This window comes from Streptomyces sp. SD31, assembly GCF_052068475.1.
Classification (GTDB): domain Bacteria; phylum Actinomycetota; class Actinomycetes; order Streptomycetales; family Streptomycetaceae; genus Streptomyces.
Genome location: NZ_JBQHCX010000001.1, coordinates 294072 through 318161 on the forward strand (window position 1 = coordinate 294072; position 24090 = coordinate 318161).

The following is a 24090-nucleotide window of genomic DNA, read 5'->3' on the forward strand; positions in this document are numbered from 1 at the left end:
TGGGCCCGGGACGATGAGGTGGGGTAACCATGAACGCGCCGTACGACGGTGACCGCGGCCAGGCCGCGGGCAGCTCGGGGCACCCCGAGGGCCCGCCGCCCGAGCACGGCCAGGTGCCACCGCAGCACCCCGCGGACATGTACCTCCAGGACGCCTACGACCAGGATCCCTACCGGGCCCAGGACCTCACCGCCCAGGATCCGGTCGCCGAGGCCCTGTACGACCGTGCCGCACACCCGCCACCCCCGCCGGGCACGTACCAGCCGCAGCAGCCGCTGTACGGCCAGCCGCCCCAGTCGCCGTACGCCCCCGACCCGCACGTGTGGGCCCAGACCCCGGCGCCCGAGCCGGACAGCCCGAACCAGTACATGCCGTACGGCGACGACCCCCGCACGACCCAGTACGTGGGCGTCGACGACCTCGTCACGCACTCCACCGAGGAGCGCCCCGAGCACGACGCCTTCGCGCACCTCTTCCGCGACCAGCAGCAGGGCGGGCATCCGCAGTACCAGCCACCGACGGTTCCGGGACCTTCCCCGGCACCGACCGCAGGTCCGGCTGCGGGCCCCTACGAGGCACCTACGCCACCTGCCGCAGCCGAGGCGACCGCGGCACCGCCCGCTCCTGCCCCGGCGCCTGCCGCGAAGAAGGGCGGGCGAGCCGGTGGGCTGCTGAAGTCGAGCGCTGTGATGGCGGCGGGGACGATGGTCTCCCGGCTCACCGGGTTCGTCCGCTCCATGATGATCGTCTCGGCCTTGGGCCTCGGTCTGCTCGGTGACTCCTTCCAGGTCGCCTACACGCTGCCGACGATGATCTACATCCTGACTGTCGGCGGCGGCCTCAACTCCGTCTTCGTGCCGCAGTTGGTCCGCGCGATGAAGGACGACGAGGACGGCGGCGAGGCGTACGCGAACCGTCTGCTGACACTGGTGATGGTGGCTCTGGCCGCGCTCACCGCTCTGGCGTGGTTCGCCGCGCCGCTCCTGGTCCGCGCACTGTCCAACCCCGTGGCCAACGACACCGCGGCCAACGAGGTCGCCATCACCTTCACCCGCTTCTTCCTGCCCTCGATCTTCTTCATGGGCGTCCACGTGGTGATGGGCCAGATCCTCAACGCCCGCGGCAGGTTCGGCGCGATGATGTGGACACCGGTCCTGAACAACATCGTCATCATCGTGACGCTCGGCATGTTCCTCTGGGTGTACGGCACCGCGGAGCACTCCGGTATGAAGGTCTCGACCATCCCGCCGGAGGGGCAGAGGCTTCTCGGCGCCGGTGTTCTGCTCGGCCTGGTCGTCCAGGCTCTCGCCATGATCCCGTACCTGCGCGAGACCGGGTTCCGGCTGCGGCTGCGCTTCGACTGGAAGGGCCACGGCCTCGGCAAAGCCGCCATGCTGGCCAAGTGGACGATCCTGTTCGTCCTGGCCAACCAGGCGGGTGCGCTCGTGGTCACCCAGTTGTCCACGTCGGCCGGCATCGACTCCCACGTCGACGGCACCGGCTACGCCGCCTACGCCAACGCCCAGCTCATCTGGGGCCTCCCGCAGGCCATCATCACCGTCTCTCTGATGGCCGCCCTGCTACCCCGTATCTCCCGCTCGGCCGCCGAGGACGACGCCGGCGCGGTGCGCGACGACATCTCCCAGGGCCTGCGCACCACAGCGGTCGCGATCGTGCCGCTCGCCTTCGGATTCGTCTCACTCGGCGTCCCGATGTGCACGCTGATGTTCGGCTCCTCGGGCACGAGCGAGGCCACGAACATGGGCTTCATGCTGATGGCCTTCGGCCTCGGCCTGATCCCGTACTCCGTGCAGTACGTCGTCCTGCGTGCCTTCTACGCCTACGAGGACACCCGCACGCCCTTCTACAACACGGTCATCGTGGCGGCGGGCAACGCTGTCGCTTCTGCCATCTGCTACTTCGTCCTTCCGCCCCGCTGGGCCGTGGTCGGCATGGCCGCCTCGTACGGCGTGGCCTACGCGATCGGCGTCGGCGTCGCCTGGAACCGGCTGCGCAAGAAGCTGGGCGGCGACCTGGACGGCGCCCGAGTGATGCGGACGTACGCGAGGCTCTGCATCGCCTCGGTGCCCGCGGCGCTGCTGAGCGGTGCGGCCTGCTACGGGATCGCCCGGACCCTCGGTCAGGGTGTCCTCGGCTCCTCCGCCGCCCTGCTGGCCGGCGGAGCCGTGCTGCTCGGCATCTTCTTCGTCGCCGCCCGTCGGATGCGCATCGAAGAGCTGAACTCACTGGTCGGCATGGTCCGCGGGCGGCTGGGTCGCTGAAGCTGGGGTATGCGCACAACCATCGTCCGCCACCGTGTGTCGTGCATAGCGGCGGACTGTGGGCACAATTGGTTCGGCGTCGGACGGCGCGCACGTACGGCGCGCAATAGATGGGGAGGCAGGAACGACGGTGGCGGAACGGAGCACGGCTGCCGTCGACGTGGCAGACAACAGCGGCGACGAGCCGCTGACCGCACAGGCGGACCAGTCCACGGCCGACGGGGTGGCCAAGAATCGGGAGCGGGACACGGACACCGACGAGGCACAGGGGAGTGGCGGGACCGAAGGTCCCGGAAAGGCCTCACCACCCGAGCTGCACAGCGGCCACAAGCTCGCCAGACGCTATCGCCTCGAGGAGTGCGTCACCCGTCTGGACGGTTTCAGCAGTTGGCGTGCGGTCGACGAGAAACTCCGTCGCGCCGTCGGCGTCCACATCCTGCCTGCGGACCATGCGCGGGCCCGTTCCGTGCTGGCCGCGGCCCGCTCCTCCGCGCTGCTCGGTGACCCCCGCTTCGTCCAGGTCCTCGACGCCGTCGAGGAGAACGACTTGGTCTACGTCGTCCACGAGTGGCTCCCCGACGCGACCGAACTGACGACGCTGCTCGCCCCCGGTCCGCTGGAGGCGTACGAGACCTACCAGATGGTCACCCAGGTGTCCGCCGCCATGGCCGCCGCCCACCGCGAGGGCCTTGCCCACCTCCGCCTCAACCCGAACGCCGTACTGCGCACCTCCTCCGGCCAGTGGCGCATCCGCGGCCTCGCGGTGAACGCCGCACTGCGCGGCATCAGCTCCGACACCCCACAGCGCACCGACACGGAAGCCATCGGCGCGCTGCTGTACGCCGCGCTCACCCAGCGGTGGCCGTACGAAAGCGACGCCTATGGCCTGTCCGGGCTGCCCAAGGACGTCGGCCTGATCGCCCCCGACCAGGTGCGTGCCGGCGTCCACCGTGGCCTTTCCGAACTCGCCATGCGCGCCCTGGTCAACGACGGGGCGACCGCGTCCCGGCACGAGTCGGCGTGCACGACGCCGGAGGAGCTGGTGAAGGCGATCGGCGAGATGCCCCGCATCCGCCCGCCGGAGCCCGCGTTCACGGCCCCGCCGGACTATCAGCGCACGACGTACCAGCAGGGCACGTACGGCCGCCAAGCCCAGCATCCTGGCGCCACCCAGCCGGTACCGGCCCCGCCGCCCCCGCTGCAGAGCCGCACCGGCAAGGCCCTGAAGTGGGCCGTCTCGGCCCTTCTGATCGCCGCCCTCGGCCTTGGCAGCTGGCAGCTGGCGGATGCGCTCATGGACCAGGGTGGCAAGTCCGAGGACAGCAACCAGACGCAGACGACGGAAGACAACGACAAGGGCCAGACGAAGCCCGTCAGCAAGCCGATCGCCATCGAAGGCGTCAGCGACTTCGACCCGCTCGGCTCGGACGGCTCCGAGAACCCGAGGGACATAGACAAGATCTACGACACCGCTCCGAACACGTACTGGCAGACAAGCTTCTACACCAGCTCCGACTTCGGACGGCTGAAGTCGGGCGTCGGAGTCATCCTCGATCTCGGCAAGATCCAGCAGGTCGGAAAGGTGACCATCACCTTCGTCGGCGACACCTCCGTCGAACTCCGCGCCGCTTCGAGTGACACCGGTAGCGAACCGACGTCCCTCGAAAACTACGCCAAGGTGGCCGAGGGCTCCGGAGCGAGCGTGACGCTCAAGCCCGGCAAGTCCCTCAAGGCCCGCTATCTTCTGGTCTGGCTGACCGATCTGCCGCGACAGGCCGACGACGGCCAATTCCGGGGCAGAGTGATGGACGTCAAGGTGAGCAGCTGAGAGTGAGGGGGAGGGGGTCCGATGGCAGATGGCAACGCATTCGGTGACACAAACGATCAGGACCTTCTCGCCAGGCATGTAGAGGGCGACCCCGACGCCTTCGGTGAGCTCGTGCGGCGCCACCGTGACCGGCTCTGGGCGGTGGCGCTGCGGACGCTCGGCGACCGTGAGGAGGCCGCTGACGCCGTGCAGGACGCCCTTGTCTCCGCCTACCGGGCCGCGCACACGTTCAGGGGCCAGTCGGCCGTCACGACCTGGCTGCACCGGATCACCGTGAACGCCTGCCTGGACCGCGCCCGCAAGGCCGCCTCCCGGAAGACCTCCCCCGTCGATGACACCGAGCGACTGGAGCAGTTGCTGGAGCCCCACGAGGAGGCCTCCGCTCCGGCAGAGCGCAACGATCTGCACCGCCAGCTGCTGGAGGCCCTCGGCACACTGCCACCGGACCAGCGTGCCGCCCTCGTCCTGGTGGACATGCAGGGATATCCCGTCGCGGAGGCCGCACGCGTCCTCGATGTGCCGACCGGCACGGTCAAGAGCCGATGTGCGCGCGGCAGAGCCAGACTCCTGCCTCTCCTCAAGCACCTGCGCCCGGAAAGCGGCAGTGACGGCAAGGATCGTGGCGACAGGCGGAACCGGACGCAGGGGACATCCGTCCCACCGGCAGCGGGTCCACAGACCACGGGGCAATCCACGGATCCGCGCGATACCGGGCCGAGTGATTCAGCTGCAGTGAAGGGCGGAGGTGGGCGAGCGTGACTTCCACGACAGACACGGCCGGGCACCCGGACGTCGCCGAGATCTCCGACCTCACAGAGGGCCTCCTTCCCCCGTCCAGGACCGCTGACGTACGGCGGCATCTGGACGAGTGCGACCTGTGCGCGGACGTCCACGCATCACTTGAGGAGATCCGAGGGCTGCTCGGCACGCTGCCCGGGCCGGCGCGCATGCCCGCCGATGTCGCGGGACGGATCGACGCCGCCCTCGCCGCAGAGGCGCTACTCAACGCCACGGCGCCCGATGACATCGACCAGCCAAAGCTCGCCGGCGCCACCCGCTCGGTTTCCGGAGCGGACGACAGCGCGCATGTTTCACGTGAAACATCGGCAACGACAGACCGTCCGGCAGGCCACGCCCGCTCCTCGACCACCGGCCCCGGCCGCAAGGACCGCAAGAAGGTCGGCCGACGCAAGGTCGCCGTCCTCAGCGCCGCATTCACAGCCGCCGCCCTGGGTCTCGGCTCTGTGCTGCTGACCTCACTGATGGGGGGCGGAGGAGCCGGTCCATCGGCTGGCGACGGGCAGACTGCCGACACCTTCTCCGCAGCGAAACTGGAGAAGCAGGTCGCAGATCTCCTGGCCAAGAGCGGGAGCTCCCCAGGTAGCTCCCGCGGCCCGGAGCGGAGCCTGGGCGTGGAAGGCGGGTCAGACACCAAGAGCCCCCAGATCCTGCGCGAGATCACGGTGCCTGAGTGCGTCAGGAAAGGCATCGGCCGCGATGACAAGGCGCTCGCCGCTGAGGAGGGTGTCTACGAGGGGAAGGACGCTCTGCTCGTCGTGCTGCGCGATGCCGCTGACATGACCCGGGTCACCGCCTACGTCATGGACGCGACGTGTGTGAAGCAGCCGTCGTCGACCACGGCCAAGGTTCTCCTGAAGGACTCCTACACGCGCTCCTGAGAACCCGGCGCTTCGTCTCCCTCAGGCGCGACAACTCCTACAGTGTGGCGACACCGTGTGCCCGGACACAGTGGGAATGCGCGCCCCTTAGGATCCGTTGGGTGGGGTGAGAGTTCTGAAAGGGGCTCCCCCCGGTCCGACGACGCAGTCCAGAGACGAGGAATCAAGCCGTGAGCGACGTCCGTAACGTGATCATCATCGGCTCCGGGCCCGCCGGCTACACGGCGGCGCTCTACACGGCGCGCGCGTCGCTGAAGCCGCTCGTGTTCGAGGGGGCCGTCACCGCCGGCGGTGCGCTCATGAACACGACCGAGGTGGAGAACTTCCCGGGCTTCCAGGACGGCATCATGGGCCCCGAGCTCATGGACAACATGCGCGCCCAGGCCGAGCGCTTCGGAGCCGAGCTCGTCCCGGACGACATCGTCAACGTCGACCTGAGCGGTGAGATCAAGACTGTCACCGACACTGCGGGCACGGTCCACCGAGCGAAGGCCATCATCGTCGCCACCGGCTCGCAGCACCGCAAGCTCGGCCTGCCGAACGAGGACGCGCTCTCCGGCCGCGGTGTCTCCTGGTGTGCCACCTGTGACGGCTTCTTCTTCAAGGACCAGGACATCGCCGTGATCGGCGGCGGCGACACCGCGATGGAGGAGGCCACCTTCCTCTCCCGCTTCGCCAAGTCCGTGACCATCGTCCACCGCCGTGACACCCTGCGTGCCTCCAAGGCGATGCAGGACCGCGCCTTCGCCGACCCGAAGATCAAGTTTGTCTGGGACAGCGAGGTGGCCGAAGTCCAGGGTGAGCAGAAGCTCTCCGGCCTGAAGCTGCGCAACGTCAAGACCGGCGAGCTCTCGGACCTGGCGGTCACCGGCCTGTTCATCGCGATCGGCCACGACCCGCGAACCGAGCTGTTCAAGGGCCAGCTGGAGCTGGACGACGAGGGCTACCTCAAGGTCGACGCACCCTCCACGCGCACCAACCTGTCCGGTGTCTTCGGCGCCGGCGACGTGGTGGACCACACCTACCGCCAGGCCATCACCGCAGCCGGCACCGGCTGCTCCGCCGCCCTCGACGCCGAGCGTTTCCTCGCCGCCCTCGCGGACGAGGAGAAGGCCGAGCCCGAGAAGACCTCTGTCTGACCCCCACCCACCCCACCACGCACCAAAGTTAAGGAGCCCGCCGTGGCCGGCACCCTGAAGAACGTGACCGACGACTCCTTCGAGCAGGACGTCCTCAAGAGCGACAAGCCCGTCCTGGTGGACTTCTGGGCCGCCTGGTGCGGGCCGTGCCGCCAGATCGCGCCGTCCCTTGAGGCGATCGCTGCCGAGTACGGGGACAAGATCGAGATCGTCAAGCTGAACATCGACGAGAACCCGGGTACGGCCGCCAAGTACGGCGTCATGTCCATCCCGACGCTGAACGTCTACCACAACGGCGAGGTCGCCAAGACCATCGTCGGCGCCAAGCCGAAGGCCGCGATCGTCCGCGACCTCGAGGACTTCATCGCCGAGTGACGTTTCACGTGAAACACGAATGGGCCAGCCCGAAGGGTTGGCCCATTCGCTTTAACGAGGCAGCTCGCTCTACAGCGGCCTCAGCGCCGGTTCCTTCTGCACTGCTCCCAGAAGCCGGTCGATCGCCATCTCCACGTCTTCCTTCCAGGACAGCGTCGTCCGCAGCTCCAACCGCAAGCGCGGAGAGGTCGGGTGAGGGCGAACCGTCTTGAAGCCCACGGCCAGCAGATGGTCCGCAGGAAGAACACACGCAGGCTCTTTCCAGCGCGCGTCTCCGAAGGCCTCGATCGCCTTGAAGCCCCGCCGCAGCAGATCCTTGGCGACCGTCTGCACCATCACCCTCCCCAGCCCCTGGCCCTGGTAGCCCGGCATGATGAACGCGGTCATCAGTTGCACCGCGTCCGGTGAGACAGGGCTCGTGGGGAAGGCTGTCGAGCGGGGGACGTAAGCAGGTGGGGCGTACAGCACAAAGCCGACCGGTACGTCGTCGACGTAGACGACCCGACCGCAGGAGCCCCAGTCCAGCAGGACGGCGGAGATCCAGGCTTCCTTCTCCAGGGCTGCAGTGCCGGCTTTTACCGCGGCTTCACCGCTGACCGGGTCCAACTCCCAGAAGACACACGCCCGGCAGCGCTTGGGAAGGTCCTGAAGGTTGTCCAGCGTGAGCGGTACGAGCCGACGCCCCATGAAGGCTGTTCCTCGCTTCCTTCGCCCGCGGCGTCGCGAGCGGCTGTCAGGGCGCTCCGTTCCCTGAGCAGGCTGCCGACGAACCCGCCGACTACGCCCAGCCCAAGGCCCGCGCTCACCAGTCCGGTGCGGCTCACCGTTCGCATGGCCCCCGCCTCCCCTAAGAGGTCTGCCAGGTGGATGCGCCATACCCGAACGCATCGTATCCATGATGCGATTCCATCGATACCGTCAGAAAGCAAAGAGCGGGCCGTGTTCCGGTACACACCGGACACGGCCCGCGTGGGTAGGCCGGGAAGCAAAGCCGGCTTGCCGACCTCAGGCTTCGGTCTCCTCCGCGTCATCGTCCAGGAGACTCTTCTGCAGAGCCAGCCTCTCGCCCGGAGCGAGCGTGCTGAGGATCCTCTCCAGGTCCTCCGGCGAGGCGAACTCGACGGTGATCTTGCCCTTCTTCTGGCCCAGTTCGACCTTCACCCGGGTCTCGAAGCGATCCGAGAGCCGGGTCGCGAGATCGGACAGCGCCGGGGAGGGAACCGAGCCGGCCCGCGGCCCCCTCGAACGCTGGGTCTTCTGCGGGCGTGAGCCCATCAGGGTCACGATCTCCTCGACGGACCGGACCGAAAGCCCCTCGGCCACCACCCGGTACGCCAGCCGCTCCTGCTCCTCCGGATCCTCGACGGAGAGGAGCGCCCTCGCATGCCCGGCGGAGAGCACCCCGGCGGCGACCCGGTTCTGCACCTTGGGCGAGAGCTTCAGCAGGCGCAGGGTGTTGGAGACCTGCGGACGGGAACGACCGATGCGGTCCGCCAGCTGGTCATGCGTGCAGTTGAAGTCCTTCAGCAGCTGATCGTAGGCGGCCGCCTCTTCGATCGGATTCAGCTGAGCACGGTGCAGGTTCTCCAGGAGCGCATCCAGGAGGAGCTTCTCGTCGTCCGTGGCTCGCACGATCGCAGGGATCGCGTCGAGGCCGGCCTCACGGCAGGCCCGCCAGCGCCGCTCGCCCATGATGAGCTCGTACTGTGCGGGGCCGATCTGCCGCACGACGATCGGCTGGAGGAGACCGACCTCCTGGATGGAGGTGACGAGTTCCTGCAGTGCGTCATCGTCGAAGACCTCACGCGGCTGCCGCGGGTTCGGCTTGATCGCATCGAGGGAGATCTCCGCGAAGTGGGCGCCCATGGGAGGTGCGGGCGTCTCCACGGTGCCGTTCGGCGACGGCTCCTCGGTTTCATGTGAAACAGGCGGCAGTGTGGCCACCTTCGCCGCGGCCACCCCGCGGTCGGTCAGCACCGGGACAGCGGCCGGTGATGGGGAGGCAGCGCCCCCCACCGCAGCCGGAGCCACCGTCTTCTCTGTCGGTGCAGCAGGGATCAGTGCGCCGAGACCACGACCCAAACCCCTCCGTCGCTCGCTCACTGGATCCCCTCCACCATGCTCGGGTTGCTCTGGGCGCCGATGTGGGCGTGCGTCGGGTCGTAACTGACGCCGACACCCCTCAGCGCGATTTCTCGTGCCGCCTCAAGATAAGACAGGGCACCGCTCGATCCTGGATCGTAGGTCAGCACCGTCTGTCCATAGCTCGGCGCCTCGGAGATACGGACCGAGCGGGGAATGCTCGTCCGCAGCACCTCCTCGCCGAAGTGGTTGCGCACCTCGTCCGCGACCTGCGACGCGAGCCGGGTCCGGCCGTCGTACATGGTCAGCAGGATCGTCGAGACGTGCAGGGTGGGATTGAGGTGCCCCCGCACCAGGTCGACGTTGCGCAGCAGCTGACCGAGGCCCTCCAGCGCGTAGTACTCGCACTGGATCGGGATAAGGACTTCCTGCCCGGCCACCAGGGCGTTGACCGTCAGCAGGCCGAGCGAGGGCGGGCAGTCGATGAGGATGTAGTCCAGCGGCTGCTCGTAGGCCTGGATGGCCCGCTGCAGTCGGCTCTCACGCGCCACCAGGGACACCAGCTCGATCTCCGCACCGGCGAGATCGATCGTGGCGGGGGCACAGAAGAGTCCCTCGACGTCGGGGACCGGCTGGACGACTTCCGCGAGCGGCTTGCTCTCGACCAACACGTCGTAGATGGAAGGCACTTCGGCGTGATGGTCGATCCCCAGGGCCGTGGACGCGTTGCCCTGCGGGTCAAGGTCGATGACCAGCACGCGGCTGCCATGCAGGGCCAGTGACGCGGCAAGGTTGACGGTCGTTGTCGTCTTGCCCACGCCCCCCTTCTGGTTGGCGACCACCATCACGCGGGTCTGCTCGGGCCGTGGCAGGCCCTCGCCGGCGCGGCCTAGAGCTTCCACCGCCAGTTGGGCAGCACGACCGATGGGAGTGTCGTCCATCGGGGGCGGTGTTTCACGTGAAACATCCTCCCCCATCGACTCGGTACGGGGACCGGGGACCGGATCGGTCATCGGTCCCGCGATGTTGGCGTCGGACCGCAAGGATTCACTCTCCTCGACTTCAGGCTCGCAATGAACAGAGCCTCCCATGTCTTCGGGGTCGTGAACCAGTGAGGCCTGTTGTTCTGTGGAGAAATCCACCTCTGTGGACAACTCCGTGCCCCTCAAGGGGGACGGAGCGTGATCGGAGGCACCTTCTCTCAGGGATCCGAGGGGCTTTCGGTCGCGGGGTTCGGCCGCAGCGCGGCCGCGACTGATGATGCCGTGCAGCAGTGAGCGACGTTTCACGTGAAACACGATGCACAGCAGCCGTGGCCGAACTGTCGCGACACTCCGGCGTGCGTAGGTTTGCCAGCTTGTGTGGAGTACGTCTCGTCGTCAGGACGGATCAGCGTCGCCGACGAGCGCGACCCGTCCTGGCCGCCTTCGCCCTCTTCGCAGCGAAGCGCACACCCCCCGGGCTCTCCCCGACCTCGACGCGCACGACCGTGGACATCGGGTCCACCACGCCCTCCCCGACATGGAGGATGGACGTCTCGACCGCGCCCAGCTTGCTCAGAGCCGTCGCCGCGCTCTTCAGCTCCTCTTCTGCCGTGTCGCCCTTGAGGGCGAGCATCTCTCCGTAGGGACGCAACAGCGGGATGCCCCAGGTGGCCAGCCGGTCCAGCGGCGCCACCGCACGCGCGGTGACGACATGCACCGGCGTCAGCTTCCCCATGACCTCCTCGGCACGACCGCGGACGACCGTCACATGGTCCAGCCCCAGCAGCTCCACGACCTCCGTCAGGAAGTTCGTACGGCGTAGCAGGGGCTCCAGGAGTGTGATCTTCAGGTCCTCCCGGACAAGCGCCAGGGGAATGCCGGGGAGTCCGGCGCCCGAGCCGACATCGCACACCGTCACGCCCTCGGGAACGACCTCGGAGAGCACCGCGCAGTTCAGCAGATGCCGCTCCCACAAGCGGGGCACCTCACGCGGGCCGATCAGGCCGCGCTGCACACCCGCCTCGGCGAGCAGTTCGGCGTAGCGGACCGCATCAGCGTAGCGATCGCCGAACACCGCACGCGCCTGCTCAGGAGCAGGGGGAAGCTCCGCTGCCTCCGTCACGGGGACCGTCCTTCCGTACCGCCGACGCCCGGGCGCCGGCCACCAGAACCACCAGAACTATCAGGCTGACAAAGTTCGGCCCCGCCTGCGGGCAGACGGGGCCGGGGGAACGTACGGGCCGATCAGGCGGGAAGCACGACGACGAACCGCTGCGGCTCCTCGCCCTCGGACTCGCTGCGCAGGCCTGCGGCCTTGACCGCGTCGTGCACGACCTTGCGCTCGAACGGCGTCATCGGCTTCAGCTTCACGGGCTCACCGGAGCTCTTGACCTCGGCGGCGGCCTTGGCACCGAGCTCGGACAGCTCGGCACGCTTCTGGGCCCGGTAGCCCGCGATGTCCAGCATGAGCCGGCTGCGGTCCCCGGTCTCCCGGTGCACGGCCAGACGCGTGAGCTCCTGCAGTGCCTCCAGCACCTCGCCGTCACGCCCGACCAGCTTCTGCAGGTCTCGGCCGCCCGCGTCGCTGATGATCGAGACAGCGGCGCGGTCGGCCTCGACGTCCATGTCGATGTCGCCGTCGAGATCGGCGATGTCGAGCAGACCCTCGAGGTAGTCCGCCGCGATCTCACCCTCCTGCTCCAGGCGGGTCAGGGTGTCTGCACCCTCGGCAGCGGCGGAGGTGGTGCCTTCCGTCACGGGATGGGCTCCTTCTTACTTCTTGGACGGGGACTTGGGGCGCTGCGGGCCGCCCTTGCGCTGCCCGGACTGGGCCTTGCTGCGGGTGCCGCCGCCGGGCTTCTGCGCGGCCTTCTTGGCGCCCTCGGGCTTGGCGTCCTCGGGCTCGTCGGACTTCTTCAGCGACATCGGCTCACCAGCCTGCTTGGGACCGCCACCCTGACGCTGGGACTTGCTCTGCCGCTTCGGCTGCTGACGCTTGGGGGCAGCAGCGGTGGTCGGCGTACCGTCCTCGGTCACGGTGGCAACAGCGCCCTCGCTCTTCGCCACGGTGCCGTCGGCCTGCGCCGCGAGACCGGCCTTGCTCAGGCCATTGATGAACTTGCGCTCGTACTCGTTGCGGTCACGGCCCTTGGCCACGATGGCCTTGACGATGGCGCGCTGGCCGCGTCCGCGGGTCTTGCCGCTGTGCGTGACGTGCTTGGTCAGGCGCTCCAGGTACTCGGCCTGGGCCTTGGAACCCGGGGTCGGGTTGTTGCGGATGACGTACATCTGCTGGCCCATGGTCCACACGTTGGTGGTCAGCCAGTAGACGAGAACACCGACGGGGAAGTTGATGCCGAAGACGGCGAACATGATGGGGAAGACGTACATCAGCATCTTCTGCTGCTGCATGAACGGCGTCTTCACCGTCGTGTCGACGTTCTTCGTCATCAGCTGGCGCTGCGTGTAGAACTGCGACGCCGACATCAGGACGATCATCACCGCGGTGACGATGCGGACCGTGGTCAGCGAGGCTTCGAGCGCCGCGACGTCCGAGGAGCTGTCGGTGAACTTCGCGGCCAGCGGAGCCCCGAAGATGTGCGCCTTCTGCGCGCTCTCCAGCAGGCTCGCGTTGATGACACCGACGGTGTCGTTGTTCGCGATGCTGTTGAGCACGTGGTACAGGGCGAAGAAGAACGGCGACTGCGCCAGGATGGGAAGGCACGAGGAAAGCGGGTTCGTGCCCGTCTCCTTGTACAGCTTCATCATCTCTTCGGACTGACGCTGCTTGTCGTTCTTGTAGCGCTCCTGGATCTTCTTCATCTCCGGCTGGAGCGTCTGCATGGCCCGGGTCGCCTTGATCTGCTTCACGAAGAGCGGAATCAGGCAGATACGGATCAGAATCACCAGGGACACGATGGACAGGCCCCAGGCCCACCCGGTGTCATCGCCGAAGAGAGCGCCGTACACCTTGTGGAACTGGACGATGACCCAGGAAACGGGTGTCGTGATGAAGCTGAAGAGGCTGGCAATCGTGTCCACTAATCATGCTCCTTGGACATGGGACGGGGTCTCTGCGGCCGGGCTCGGAGGGACTTTCCCTTCGGTGGCCGTTTCGGCGGCGGAGTGCCCGCCCTTGCGTGCGCGCCAAGCGTTGCGCAGCATCTCGTGCCACCGAGGACGCTTGCGCGGCGGGACATGGTCCACCCCGCCCAGCGACCACGGATTGCACCGCAGGATGCGCCAGGCGGTGAGTGCCGTGCCCTTGATCGCACCGTGCCGGTCGATGGCGGTATAGCCGTAGTGGGAGCACGACGGGTAGTACTTGCACACCGGCCCGAGCAGTGGACTGATCGTCCACTGGTACAGCTTGATCAGAGCCAGCAGCGGGTACTTCATCGCGCGCCCCCTCCCAGCAGCCGCTGCAGAGCGGCATCCAGGTCTTGGGCCAGCTGTGCATGGTCGGCGTCACCCGCACCGGGCAGCGCTCGTACGACTACCAGGCTACCGGGGGGCAACTGGTCGACTCGGTCGCGCATCAGATGACGAAGCCTGCGCTTCACCTTGTTCCGCACGACCGCGCCGCCCACTGCCTTGCTCACGACGAAACCCGCACGTGCCGGGGGAGCGCTCTCCCCAGGCGCGTGCGGGTCCGTGGCACCGCTACGAAAGTGGACGACGAGGTGCTGGCGTCCTGCCCTGCGTCCTCGTCGTACCGCGGTCGCGAAGTCCTCGCGCCGCCTCAGCCGGTTCTCGGTGGGCAGCACGACGTCATGACCTGACCGGAATCAGGCGGACAGGCTGGCGCGACCCTTGGCACGACGGTTCGCGAGAATCGCGCGACCGGCACGGGTGCGCATCCGCAGGCGGAAGCCGTGGGTCTTCGCGCGACGACGGTTGTTCGGCTGGAAGGTGCGCTTGCTCACTCGGGGGCTCCAGAAATAAATCGGTAGTTGCGGGGTGCCGTCCTGGCTGTCACCGTGCGCCCACGAGTAGCTCGCAGTAACGCCCGAGTGCACCGCTTCCCGATCACCGAAACGCGATCTGTGCCCATCGGAGGCAGGCGGCAGCAGCCATCGACAACTCGACCTGGTTACGGTACGCGCGGCTGCGCCATCCGGTCAAACCAGCGGTCACCGGGAGACACTATCCACAGGCTGGGGACAACAACTTGAACCGCAGCCGTCGCCCTGACTACCGTGGCTGAACTCCGATTCGTTCCCTTGTCCCCTTGAATCTGGCTCCACCCATTTGAATCCCGACCCGTCCCACAATCACACGTTCGTGGGACCCGTGAGAGAGCGTGCCCTGTGGCTGACGTACCTGCCGATCTTGCCGCAGTGTGGCCACGAGTACTGGAGCAGCTCCTCGGTGAGGGCCGCGGACAGGGCGTCGAGGTGAAGGACGAGCACTGGATCCGGCGCTGCCAGCCGCTCGCGCTGGTCGCCGACACCGCCCTGCTCGCCGTACCGAACGAGTTCGCGAAGGGCGTACTGGAGGGCCGTCTGGCCCCGATCGTCAGCGAGACCCTGAGCCGCGAATGCGGCCGCCCCATCCGCATCGCGATCACCGTCGACGACTCCGCCGGCGAACCCCCGGCCCCGCCGGCGCCCCCCGCCCCGCCCCAACCCCGCTACGAGGAGCCGGAGCTCCCCTCGTACGACGGCTACGGCCGCCACCGCGCCGACGACCACCAGCCCGGCGGCTCCAACGACCCCCTGCCCACCGCCCGCCCGGCCTACCCGAGCGAGTACCAGCGCCCCGAGCCCAACCCCGGCAGCTGGCCGCGCCCGACGCAGGACGAGTACGGCTGGCAGCAGCAACGGCTGGGCTTCCCGGAGCGCGACCCGTACGCATCGCCGTCGCAGGACTCCTACGCACAGGACTCCTACGGCCCGCCCTCCCAGGACTACCGCCCGCAGCGCATGGAGCGGCCGTCGTACGACGGACACCGCCCCGACTACGATCAGCAGCGGCCCGACTACGACCAGCCGCGCGGCGACTACGAGCGCGACGGCCGCCGCGACCTGCCCGAGCCGCCCCCCGGCTCCGGCCATGTGCACCGCGGCGGCCCCGTCGGCGGGAACCTTCCCACCACCGGCGCCCCCGGCCCGCTGGCCGCACAGCCCGCGCCGGCGTCCGGGCCCGGCGAACCGACCGCGCGCCTGAACCCGAAGTACCTCTTCGACACGTTCGTCATCGGCGCCTCCAACCGCTTCGCGCACGCGGCCGCGGTCGCCGTCGCCGAGGCACCCGCGAAGGCCTACAACCCCCTCTTCATCTACGGGGAGTCGGGCCTGGGCAAGACGCACCTGCTGCACGCGATCGGGCACTACGCGCGCAGCCTGTACCCCGGCACCCGCGTGCGGTACGTGAGCTCGGAGGAGTTCACCAACGAGTTCATCAACTCCATCCGCGACGGCAAGGGCGACAGCTTCCGCAAGCGCTACCGCGAAATGGACATCCTGCTCGTCGACGACATCCAGTTCCTCGCGGACAAGGAGTCGACGCAGGAGGAGTTCTTCCACACCTTCAACACACTCCACAACGCCAACAAGCAGATCGTCCTCTCCAGCGACCGGCCGCCGAAACAGCTGGTCACGCTGGAGGACCGGCTGCGGAACCGTTTCGAGTGGGGCCTGATCACCGACGTCCAGCCACCCGAGCTGGAGACGCGGATCGCGATCCTGCGCAAGAAGGCGGTTCAGGAGCAGCTCAACGCCCCGCCGGAGGTTCTGGAGTTCATCGCCTCCCGTATCTCGCGCAACATCCGCGAGCTGGAGGGCGCGCTGATCCGGGTGACGGCGTTCGCCTCGCTCAACCGGCAGCCGGTGGACCTCGGCCTGACCGAGATCGTCCTCAAGGACCTGATCCCCGGCGGCGACGACGCGACGCCGGAGATCACCTCGACGGCCATCATGAGCGCGACCGCCGACTACTTCGGCCTCACGGTCGAGGACCTGTGCGGCAGCTCGCGCGGCCGCCAGCTCGTCACGGCCCGCCAGATCGCCATGTACCTGTGCCGCGAGCTGACGGACCTGTCGCTGCCGAAGATCGGCGCACTGTTCGGCGGCCGCGACCACACCACGGTGATGCACGCCGACCGCAAGATCCGCAATCTGATGGCCGAGCGACGCTCCATCTACAACCAGGTCACCGAGCTGACCAACCGCATCAAGAACGGCTGACAGAGACCGAGCCACGACGCCGAGGGCGTCCCCGGGACGAGTTCCCGGGGACGCCCTTCTTCGTCCTGCGGACACCCGCTGTTCGATTACCTGCCGGGTTACGGCCTCTCTCCACAGATTCGGTGACTTTTTCCCGTCCACATCCTGGGGACTGGGAAGTTGTCCATAGTGTGTCCACAGCCCCCTCTGCCGAGAGACCATCCAGCGAGGTCAGTCGCCTGTGGATTGGTGGACGAAGGATCTCCACAGGCTGTGGACAGCGCGGTGATCCACAAGCTGTGCATGAAGTTGTCCACCGACAACCCACAGGCTGAGGACGGTTGTCCCCAGTGATCCCCAGCTTCTCCACATCGCTGTCCACTGTTCGGCAACGCGACGCGCCTCCTCACCGTGCCGAGTGAAAGGCGTCACATGAAGTTGCCTGGTTGGGCTGTGGGAAAGGTGGGTAAAGCTGGGGACGGCACTGGGGAGAAGTCGCCCGAGCCTGTGCACGGCGTGTGCAGAACTTTCCGTTCTCCACAGAGACGCCCAGTTGTCCACCGGCTCCGCCCACAGGGCCCGTGGACAAAATTCCCGGCCTGACCTGCGAAAACAGGGTTATCCACGGTTTCCACAGGCCCTACTACTACTCCCAACTAGAGAGAGCTGGGAATCCGTTTCGAAGTGGGCCCTGTGCACAACTCGCTGTCCGGCTCCCGGCTGCCCCTCGTCACGACTTGACCCCGAGAGGCACCTACTGTCAGTGGGGTGCGTCAGACTGGTCCCGGTGTCCTTCCCCTCACTGGGCCGACGACACCGAGACAGACGACGAAGCCAGGCAGGCCGAGAAGCGCCGGCAACAGCAGGAGGCGGCAACAGTGAAGATCCGGGTGGAACGCGACGTACTCGCGGAGGCCGTGGCCTGGGCGGCGCGCAGCCTCCCGGCCCGTCCGCCGGCGCCTGTCCTCGCCGGCCTCCTGCTCAAGGCCGAGGACGGCCAGCTGAGCCTGTCCAGCTTCGACTACGAGGTCTCCGCGCGCGTGTCGGTGGAGACCGAGGTCGAGGAGGAGGGCACGGTCCTGGTCTCCGGCCGCCTGCTCGCCGACATCTGCCGCGCTCTCCCCAACCGGCCGGTGGAGATTTCCACAGACGGTGTACGGGCGACCGTGGTCTGCGGCTCCTCGCGGTTCACACTCCACACCCTGCCTGTGGAGGAGTACCCGGCACTGCCGCAGATGCCCAACGCCACAGGCACCGTCCCCGGCGAGGTCTTCGCGTCCGCGGCCGCCCAGGTCGCCATCGCGGCCGGCCGTGACGACACGCTGCCCGTCCTCACCGGTGTGCGGATCGAGATCGAGGGCGACACGGTGACGCTGGCGTCCACCGACCGCTACCGCTTCGCGGTCCGCGAGTTCCTGTGGAAGCCGGAGAACCCGGAGGCCTCGGCGGTCGCCCTGGTGCCGGCCAAGACGCTCCTGGACACCGCCAAGGCGCTCACCAGCGGTGACAGCGTCACCCTGGCGCTGTCCGGCTCGGGTGCGGGCGAGGGCCTGATCGGTTTCGAGGGCGCCGGGCGTCGTACGACGACCCGCCTCCTGGAGGGCGACCTCCCGAAGTACCGCACGCTCTTCCCGACGGAGTTCAACAGCGTCGCCGTGATCGAGACCGCCCCCTTCGTGGAGGCCGTCAAGCGCGTGGCCCTGGTCGCCGAGCGCAACACCCCGGTGCGGCTGAGCTTCGAGCAGGGTGTGCTCATCCTGGAGGCCGGTTCCAGCGACGACGCACAGGCTGTGGAAAGGGTCGACGCCCAGCTGGAGGGCGACGACATCTCGATCGCCTTCAACCCGACGTTCCTGCTTGACGGCCTGAGCGCCATCGACTCCCCGGTCGCCCAGCTGTCCTTCACGACGTCCACGAAGCCCGCGCTGCTGAGCGGCAAGCCGGCGGTGGACGCGGAGGCGGACGAGGCCTACAAGTACCTGATCATGCCGGTGCGCCTGAGCGGCTGAGCGTCCCGGTCGCCGTGAGTTGTCCACAGGCCGGTGGAGAAGTATCCCCGGCCTGTGGGGAAACCGCAGGCGAGGGTGTACGTATGAGCGCGTATGCCCACAGCTGTGCGCGGACGTCCGGGTTTAGGCTCGGACAGGGGTACGAAGGTGCCCCAGGGGTGCGAGGGCGCCCTGCACGCCACACAGCGACCTAAGGAACACAACTGATGGAGCTCGGTCTCGTCGGCCTCGGCAAGATGGGCGGCAACATGCGCGAGCGGATCCGCCGCGCCGGCCACACCGTCGTCGGATACGACCGCAACGCGGACCTCGCGGATGTCCACAGCCTGGAAGAGCTTGTGGGCAAGCTCTCGGGCCCGCGGGTGGTCTGGGTGATGGTCCCGGCCGGTGCCCCGACCCAGTCGACCATCGACGAGCTCGCCGAGCTGCTGGAGCCCGGTGACGTCGTGGTGGACGGCGGGAACTCCCGCTGGACGGACGACGAGCGGCACGCCGAGGAGCTGGCGGCCAAGGGCATCGGCTTCGTCGACTGCGGCGTCTCCGGCGGCGTCTGGGGCCTGGAGAACGGCTATGCGCTGATGTACGGCGGCGACGCGGAGAACGTCGCCAAGGTGCAGCCGATCTTCGACGCCCTCAAGCCCGAGGGTGACTTCGGCTCGGTGCACGCCGGCAAGGTGGGCGCGGGGCACTTCGCGAAGATGGTCCACAACGGCATCGAGTACGCGATGATGCAGGCCTACGCCGAGGGCTGGGAGCTGCTGGAGAAGGTCGACTCCGTGACCGACGTCCGGGAGGTCTTCCGGTCCTGGCAGGAGGGCACGGTCATCCGTTCCTGGCTGCTGGACCTTGCGGTGAACGCCCTCGACGAGGACGAGCACCTGGACAAGCTCAGGGGTTATGCGCAGGACTCCGGTGAGGGACGCTGGACTGTGGAAGCCGCCATCGACCACGCGGTGCCGCTGCCGGCGATCACCGCGTCGCTGTTCGCGCGGTTCGCGTCCCGCCAGGACGACTCCCCGCAGATGAAGATGATCGCGGCGTTGCGGAACCAGTTCGGCGGCCACGCGGTCGAGACGAAGTAGCCGGCGAGCACGACCGCTGGAAACGGCCGTCGGGAACCTGTCGGAAACGGCTGCCGGTAACGAGAAGAAGTAATCCACACCCTGGGGATGGCACCCTGGCACCCTCAGGAGCCCGGTTGTCCACAACTGGGGAAGTTGAAGCACACGTTGGGGGAGGTCGGCGAACGACCATGCACGTCACGCATCTGTCGCTGGCCGACTTCCGCTCGTACGCCCGGGTCGAAGTCCCGCTCGACCCGGGCGTCACCGCTTTCGTCGGGCCCAACGGCCAGGGCAAGACGAACCTCGTCGAGGCCGTCGGCTATCTCGCCACCCTCGGCAGCCATCGCGTCGCCTCCGACGCTCCCCTCGTCCGCATGGGCGCCGACCGCGCGATCATCCGGGCCCAGATCAGACAGGGCGAGCGGCAGCAGCTGATCGAGCTGGAGCTGAACCCGGGCAAGGCCAACCGGGCGCGCATCAACAGGTCCTCGCAGGTCAGGCCCCGTGACGTGCTCGGCATCGTGCGGACCGTCCTGTTCGCCCCGGAGGACCTCGCCCTGATCAAGGGCGACCCCGGCGAGCGGCGCCGCTTCCTCGACGAGCTGATCACCGCCCGTTCTCCGCGCATGGCGGGCGTCCGCTCCGACTACGAGCGGGTCCTCAAGCAGCGCAACACCCTCCTCAAGACGGCCGCGCTGGCCCGTCGGCACGGCGGCCGCACGATGGACCTGTCCACCCTCGACGTCTGGGACCAGCACCTCGCGCGCGCGGGCGCCGAGTTGCTCGCCCAGCGCCTGGACCTGATCGCGACGATCCAGCCGCTGGCCGACAAGGCGTACGAGCAACTGGCCCCCGGCGGCGGCCCTGTCGCCCTGGAGTACAAGCCGTCGGCTCCCGGCGAGGCGCACACGCGGGATGACCTCTTCGAGCAGCTGATGGCGGCGCTCGCCGACGTCCGCAAGCAGGAGATCGAGCGCGGTGTCACCCTCGTAGGCCCTCATCGGGACGATTTGCTTCTCAAACTCGGTCAGCTGCCCGCCAAGGGGTACGCCTCGCACGGGGAGTCCTGGTCCTACGCGCTGGCGCTTCGCCTGGCCTCGTACGACCTGCTCAGGGCCGAAGGAAACGAACCGGTGCTGGTCCTGGACGATGTCTTCGCCGAGTTGGACAGCCGGCGCCGTGAGCGACTGGCCGAGTTGGTGGCGCCCGGTGAGCAGGTCCTGGTGACCGCCGCGGTCGACGACGACGTACCGCATGTGCTGGCGGGGGCGCGGTACGCCGTGGCCGAGGGGACGGTGGAGCGTGTATGAGCGAGAACCCGTCGAAGAACCCGTCCGAGGACGCCCTCAAGAAGGCGGCCGAACCCTCCGGCGTCGACCTCGCGCGCGTGGCGCTGCGGGCGGCGAAGGAGCAGGCACGCGCGCGTGGGGACGCGGCGCGGCAGAAGAAGCAGGCGCGGCGCGGAGGCCTGCGCTCCGGCGCGCGGGCGGACGGCCGCGACCCCTTGGCGCTCGGCGCTGCCATTAACCGCTTGATCACCGAGCGCGGTTGGGAGACTCCGGCGGCGGTGGGCGGTGTGATGGGCCGTTGGCCGCAGATCGTCGGCGAGGACGTCGCCAAGCACTGTGTGCCGGAGAAGTACGACGAGGACGAGCGGGTCCTGGTCGTGCGCTGCGACTCGACGGCGTGGGCGACGAACCTGCGGTTGCTCGCCCCGACGCTGGTCGCCCGCCTCAATGAGGACCTCGGCCATGGCGCGGTGCGGCAGATCAAGGTGAACGGCCCCGGCGGTCCTGCCCGCCGTTACGGCCCCTTGCGCGCGCCCGGCAGCACCGGTCCCGGCGACACCTACGGCTGACCGGAGGGGCCGGCACGCGCGTGTCCGGCGTCGGTGCGAGGGGCGAGCGGCGGCGTCCGAGTCGCCGTGATCCGGGGCTGCGGAGCCGCCGTCACAGCAGTCCCGGAAGCCCCGTTTTCCACAGGTGATGGACATCACATCAGTGGTCGCCGACGGTCCCGGCGTACGGTCGGCGACCCCCTTGTCGTACAACCGCACGCGGTTGCGAATCGCGACCTGACTCCGAAGTAGCCAAGGGTTGACGGCCGGAAGCGCTGAGTGCCTCCCTGAGCCTCTTGGAGCCCCCATCCGTATATCGGGAGTCGGCCGAGCCGGGTTCAGGGCGCCACATGCGGACTCAGGTACCGGCAAACCCCCATCACTGTCGGCGCAACCGGTAGACTGGAGGCCAATCCCGCCCCAATCGTGGGGACCGTCCGGGAAAAGCTGAGCAACGCTGATCAAGGCTTACCAACGCAACATGCCGCAGCCGCTCCGGCAACCCGCCGACGAGCCTGGCTCGTGCTGTGCCAGAAAGGGCGCTTCGTGGCCGATTCCGGCAACCCCAACGAGAACATCCCGTCCACCGACGCCGGCGCCAACGGCGCGGTGACCCCGTCGAACGGCGAGGTCACCGCCTCGTACGACGCCAGCGCCATCACCGTCCTCGAGGGTCTGGACGCGGTCCGCAAGCGACCCGGCATGTACATCGGCTCGACCGGTGAGCGAGGGCTGCACCACCTCGTGTACGAGGTGGTCGACAACTCCGTCGACGAGGCGCTGGCCGGCCACGCGGACACCATCGAGGTCACGATCCTCGCCGACGGCGGCGTGCGCGTCGTCGACAACGGCCGTGGCATCCCGGTCGGCATCGTGCCCTCCGAGGGCAAGCCGGCCCTCGAGGTCGTGCTGACCGTGCTGCACGCGGGCGGCAAGTTCGGCGGCGGCGGCTATGCGGTCTCCGGTGGTCTGCACGGCGTGGGTGTATCCGTCGTGAACGCGCTGTCCTCGAAGGTCGCCGTCGAGGTCAGGACCGACGGCCACCGCTGGACGCAGGACTACAAGATGGGCGTCCCCACGGCGCCGCTGGCCCAGCACGAGGCCACCGAGGAGACCGGCACGTCGGTCACCTTCTGGGCCGACGGCGACATCTTCGAGACCACCGAGTACTCCTTCGAGACGCTCTCGCGGCGCTTCCAGGAGATGGCGTTCCTCAACAAGGGTTTGACGATCAAACTCACTGACGAGCGCGAGTCGGCGAAGGCCACCTCAGGGGCGGACGAGGCGGGTGCCGACGAGAAGGCCGAGGTCAAGACCGTCACGTACCACTACGAGGGCGGCATCGTCGACTTCGTGAAGTACCTCAACTCCCGCAAGGGAGACGTGGTGCACCCCACCGTCATCGACCTGGAGGCCGAGGACAAGGACAAGAGCCTGTCCCTCGAGGTCGCGATGCAGTGGAACAGCGGCTACAGCGAGGGTGTGTACTCCTTCGCGAACATCATCCACACCCACGAGGGCGGTACGCACGAAGAGGGCTTCCGCGCCGCGCTGACCTCGCTGATCAACAAGTACGCGCGCGACAAGAAGCTGCTGCGCGAGAAGGACGACAACCTCACGGGTGACGACATCCGCGAGGGTCTGACCGCGATCATCTCGGTGAAGCTGAGCGAGCCGCAGTTCGAGGGGCAGACGAAGACCAAGCTGGGCAACACGGAGGCGAAGACCTTCGTGCAGAAGGCGGTCTACGAGCACCTCAACGACTGGCTGGACCGCAACCCGAACGAGGCGGCGGACATCGTCCGCAAGGGCATCCAGGCGGCCACCGCGCGCGTGGCGGCGCGCAAGGCCCGTGACCTGACGCGTCGTAAGGGCCTGCTGGAGACGGCGTCCCTGCCGGGCAAGCTCTCCGACTGCCAGTCGAACGACCCCACCAAGTGCGAGATCTTCATCGTCGAGGGTGACTCCGCCGGCGGCTCGGCCAAGTCCGGCCGCAACCCCGAGTACCAGGCGATCCTCCCGATCCGAGGCAAGATCCTCAACGTCGAGAAGGCGCGGATCGACAAGATCCTGCAGAACCAGGAGATCCAGGCGCTGATCTCCGCCTTCGGCACGGGCGTGCACGAGGACTTCGACATCGAGAAGCTCCGCTATCACAAGATCATCCTGATGGCGGACGCCGACGTCGACGGCCAGCACATCAGCACGCTGCTGCTGACCTTCCTGTTCCGTTTCATGCGGCCGCTGGTCGAGGCCGGGCACGTGTACCTCTCCCGTCCCCCGCTGTACAAGATCAAGTGGGGCCGGGACGACGTCGAGTACGCGTACTCGGACCGTGAGCGTGACGCGCTGATCGAGATGGGCCGTCAGCGCGGCAAGCGCGTCCGCGAGGACTCCATCCAGCGCTTCAAGGGTCTCGGCGAGATGAACGCCGAGGAGCTGCGCGTGACCACGATGGACCAGGAGCACCGCGTCCTCGGCCAGGTCACCCTCGACGACGCCGCCCAGGCCGACGACCTGTTCTCGGTCCTGATGGGCGAGGACGTCGAGGCCCGCCGCCAGTTCATCCAGCGCAACGCCAAGGACGTCCGCTTCCTCGACATCTGAGTCGGTCTCAGCTGACCGCACCAGGAAGGACCTTCACC

At 68.2% G+C, this 24090-nt stretch carries 21 protein-coding genes; 12 read left to right on the plus strand and 9 right to left on the minus strand.

Annotation, left to right across the window (positions count from 1 at the left end; all coding sequences use genetic code 11):
• Nucleotides 1–29: 29 nt before the first annotated feature.
• The 6 genes from murJ (at nt 30) to trxA (ending at nt 7303) form a co-directional block, all read left to right on the plus strand.
• Nucleotides 30–2282: a murein biosynthesis integral membrane protein MurJ gene (gene murJ, locus ACTMVF_RS01305; protein ID WP_441269075.1), complete on the plus strand. Its 2253-nt coding sequence runs from the start codon at nt 30–32 to the stop codon at nt 2280–2282.
• A 130-nt stretch (nt 2283–2412) separates the two neighbouring features.
• Complete coding sequence (locus ACTMVF_RS01310) at nt 2413–4110, plus strand: protein kinase family protein (protein ID WP_441269076.1); 1698 nt, start codon at nt 2413–2415, stop codon at nt 4108–4110.
• 21 nt (nt 4111–4131) lie between these two features.
• Nucleotides 4132–4869 (plus strand): RNA polymerase sigma factor SigM, encoded by a 738-nt coding sequence (gene sigM, locus ACTMVF_RS01315; RefSeq protein WP_441269077.1) that lies wholly within the window; start codon nt 4132–4134, stop codon nt 4867–4869.
• The gene (locus ACTMVF_RS01320) at nt 4866–5789 is read left to right on the plus strand and encodes a hypothetical protein (RefSeq protein WP_441269078.1); all 924 of its coding nucleotides are present in this window, start codon (nt 4866–4868) and stop codon (nt 5787–5789) included. Before sigM ends, ACTMVF_RS01320 begins: the two co-directional genes overlap by 4 nt.
• A gap of 170 nt (nt 5790–5959) precedes the next feature.
• Complete coding sequence (trxB, locus tag ACTMVF_RS01325; RefSeq protein WP_441269079.1) at nt 5960–6928, plus strand: thioredoxin-disulfide reductase; 969 nt, start codon at nt 5960–5962, stop codon at nt 6926–6928.
• Between the two features lie 42 nt (nt 6929–6970).
• Nucleotides 6971–7303, plus strand: a complete 333-nt coding sequence (gene trxA, locus ACTMVF_RS01330) for a thioredoxin (RefSeq protein WP_062707865.1) — start codon at nt 6971–6973, stop codon at nt 7301–7303.
• A 69-nt stretch (nt 7304–7372) separates the two neighbouring features.
• On the opposite strand, the gene ACTMVF_RS01335 is transcribed toward trxA, so the two are convergent.
• The 9 genes from ACTMVF_RS01335 to rpmH all read right to left on the minus strand — a co-directional run bounded on the left by ACTMVF_RS01335 (nt 7373) and on the right by rpmH (nt 14294).
• On the minus strand, nt 7373–7990 hold the full coding sequence (locus ACTMVF_RS01335) for a GNAT family N-acetyltransferase (RefSeq protein WP_062145546.1): 618 nt from the start codon (nt 7988–7990) through the stop codon (nt 7373–7375).
• 318 nt (nt 7991–8308) lie between these two features.
• A complete protein-coding gene (locus ACTMVF_RS01340; RefSeq protein WP_441269080.1) occupies nt 8309–9406 on the minus strand; it encodes a ParB/RepB/Spo0J family partition protein in 1098 nt (365 codons plus the stop codon).
• Entirely contained in the window at nt 9403–10476 is a 1074-nt protein-coding gene (locus tag ACTMVF_RS01345; RefSeq protein ID WP_441269521.1) for a ParA family protein, read from the minus strand. Before ACTMVF_RS01345 ends, ACTMVF_RS01340 begins: the two co-directional genes overlap by 4 nt.
• A gap of 298 nt (nt 10477–10774) precedes the next feature.
• Nucleotides 10775–11491, minus strand: coding sequence for a 16S rRNA (guanine(527)-N(7))-methyltransferase RsmG (gene rsmG / locus ACTMVF_RS01350; protein ID WP_301999133.1), 717 nt, complete (start codon nt 11489–11491; stop codon nt 10775–10777).
• Between the two features lie 122 nt (nt 11492–11613).
• Nucleotides 11614–12126: a Jag family protein gene (locus ACTMVF_RS01355; RefSeq protein ID WP_441269081.1), complete on the minus strand. Its 513-nt coding sequence runs from the start codon at nt 12124–12126 to the stop codon at nt 11614–11616.
• A 15-nt stretch (nt 12127–12141) separates the two neighbouring features.
• Entirely contained in the window at nt 12142–13410 is a 1269-nt protein-coding gene (gene yidC / locus ACTMVF_RS01360) for a membrane protein insertase YidC (RefSeq protein ID WP_441269082.1), read from the minus strand.
• Nucleotides 13411–13413: 3 nt separating this feature from the next.
• The gene (yidD, locus tag ACTMVF_RS01365; protein ID WP_128435547.1) at nt 13414–13767 is read right to left on the minus strand and encodes a membrane protein insertion efficiency factor YidD; all 354 of its coding nucleotides are present in this window, start codon (nt 13765–13767) and stop codon (nt 13414–13416) included.
• Nucleotides 13764–14135, minus strand: a complete 372-nt coding sequence (gene rnpA, locus ACTMVF_RS01370) for a ribonuclease P protein component (RefSeq protein WP_128435548.1) — start codon at nt 14133–14135, stop codon at nt 13764–13766. Before rnpA ends, yidD begins: the two co-directional genes overlap by 4 nt.
• Before the next feature lie 21 nt (nt 14136–14156).
• A complete protein-coding gene (gene rpmH, locus ACTMVF_RS01375) occupies nt 14157–14294 on the minus strand; it encodes a 50S ribosomal protein L34 (protein WP_015659252.1) in 138 nt (45 codons plus the stop codon).
• Nucleotides 14295–14678: 384 nt separating this feature from the next.
• Between rpmH and dnaA the strand changes: the two genes are divergently transcribed.
• The 6 genes from dnaA (at nt 14679) to gyrB (ending at nt 24052) form a co-directional block, all read left to right on the plus strand.
• A complete protein-coding gene (dnaA, locus tag ACTMVF_RS01380) occupies nt 14679–16556 on the plus strand; it encodes a chromosomal replication initiator protein DnaA (protein ID WP_441269083.1) in 1878 nt (625 codons plus the stop codon).
• Between the two features lie 857 nt (nt 16557–17413).
• The gene (gene dnaN / locus ACTMVF_RS01385; protein ID WP_302003680.1) at nt 17414–18544 is read left to right on the plus strand and encodes a DNA polymerase III subunit beta; all 1131 of its coding nucleotides are present in this window, start codon (nt 17414–17416) and stop codon (nt 18542–18544) included.
• A gap of 206 nt (nt 18545–18750) precedes the next feature.
• Nucleotides 18751–19626, plus strand: a complete 876-nt coding sequence (gnd, locus tag ACTMVF_RS01390) for a phosphogluconate dehydrogenase (NAD(+)-dependent, decarboxylating) (protein ID WP_403336873.1) — start codon at nt 18751–18753, stop codon at nt 19624–19626.
• Between the two features lie 170 nt (nt 19627–19796).
• Nucleotides 19797–20918 carry a DNA replication/repair protein RecF gene (recF, locus tag ACTMVF_RS01395; RefSeq protein WP_441269084.1) on the plus strand — a complete coding sequence of 374 codons (1122 nt, stop codon included), beginning with the start codon at nt 19797–19799 and terminating at the stop codon, nt 20916–20918.
• Nucleotides 20915–21466, plus strand: a complete 552-nt coding sequence (locus tag ACTMVF_RS01400; RefSeq protein WP_441269085.1) for a DUF721 domain-containing protein — start codon at nt 20915–20917, stop codon at nt 21464–21466. Before recF ends, ACTMVF_RS01400 begins: the two co-directional genes overlap by 4 nt.
• Nucleotides 21467–21991: 525 nt before the next feature.
• Nucleotides 21992–24052, plus strand: coding sequence for a DNA topoisomerase (ATP-hydrolyzing) subunit B (gene gyrB / locus ACTMVF_RS01405; protein ID WP_441269086.1), 2061 nt, complete (start codon nt 21992–21994; stop codon nt 24050–24052).
• The last annotated feature ends 38 nt before the right edge of the window (nt 24053–24090 follow it).

Excerpts from the sequence above, each read along its gene's own strand:
- murJ (WP_441269075.1), top strand. The coding sequence starts at position 30 with ATGAACGCGCCGTACGACGGTGACCGCGGCCAGGCCGCGGGCAGCTCG.
- sigM (WP_441269077.1), top strand. The coding sequence starts at position 4,132 with ATGGCAGATGGCAACGCATTCGGTGACACAAACGATCAGGACCTTCTC.
- ACTMVF_RS01335 (WP_062145546.1), bottom strand. The coding sequence starts at position 7,990 with ATGGGGCGTCGGCTCGTACCGCTCACGCTGGACAACCTTCAGGACCTT.
- ACTMVF_RS01345 (WP_441269521.1), bottom strand. The coding sequence starts at position 10,476 with ATGGGAGGCTCTGTTCATTGCGAGCCTGAAGTCGAGGAGAGTGAATCC.
- yidD (WP_128435547.1), bottom strand. The coding sequence starts at position 13,767 with ATGAAGTACCCGCTGCTGGCTCTGATCAAGCTGTACCAGTGGACGATC.
- gnd (WP_403336873.1), top strand. The coding sequence starts at position 18,751 with ATGGAGCTCGGTCTCGTCGGCCTCGGCAAGATGGGCGGCAACATGCGC.
- recF (WP_441269084.1), top strand. The coding sequence starts at position 19,797 with ATGCACGTCACGCATCTGTCGCTGGCCGACTTCCGCTCGTACGCCCGG.
- ACTMVF_RS01400 (WP_441269085.1), top strand. The coding sequence starts at position 20,915 with ATGAGCGAGAACCCGTCGAAGAACCCGTCCGAGGACGCCCTCAAGAAG.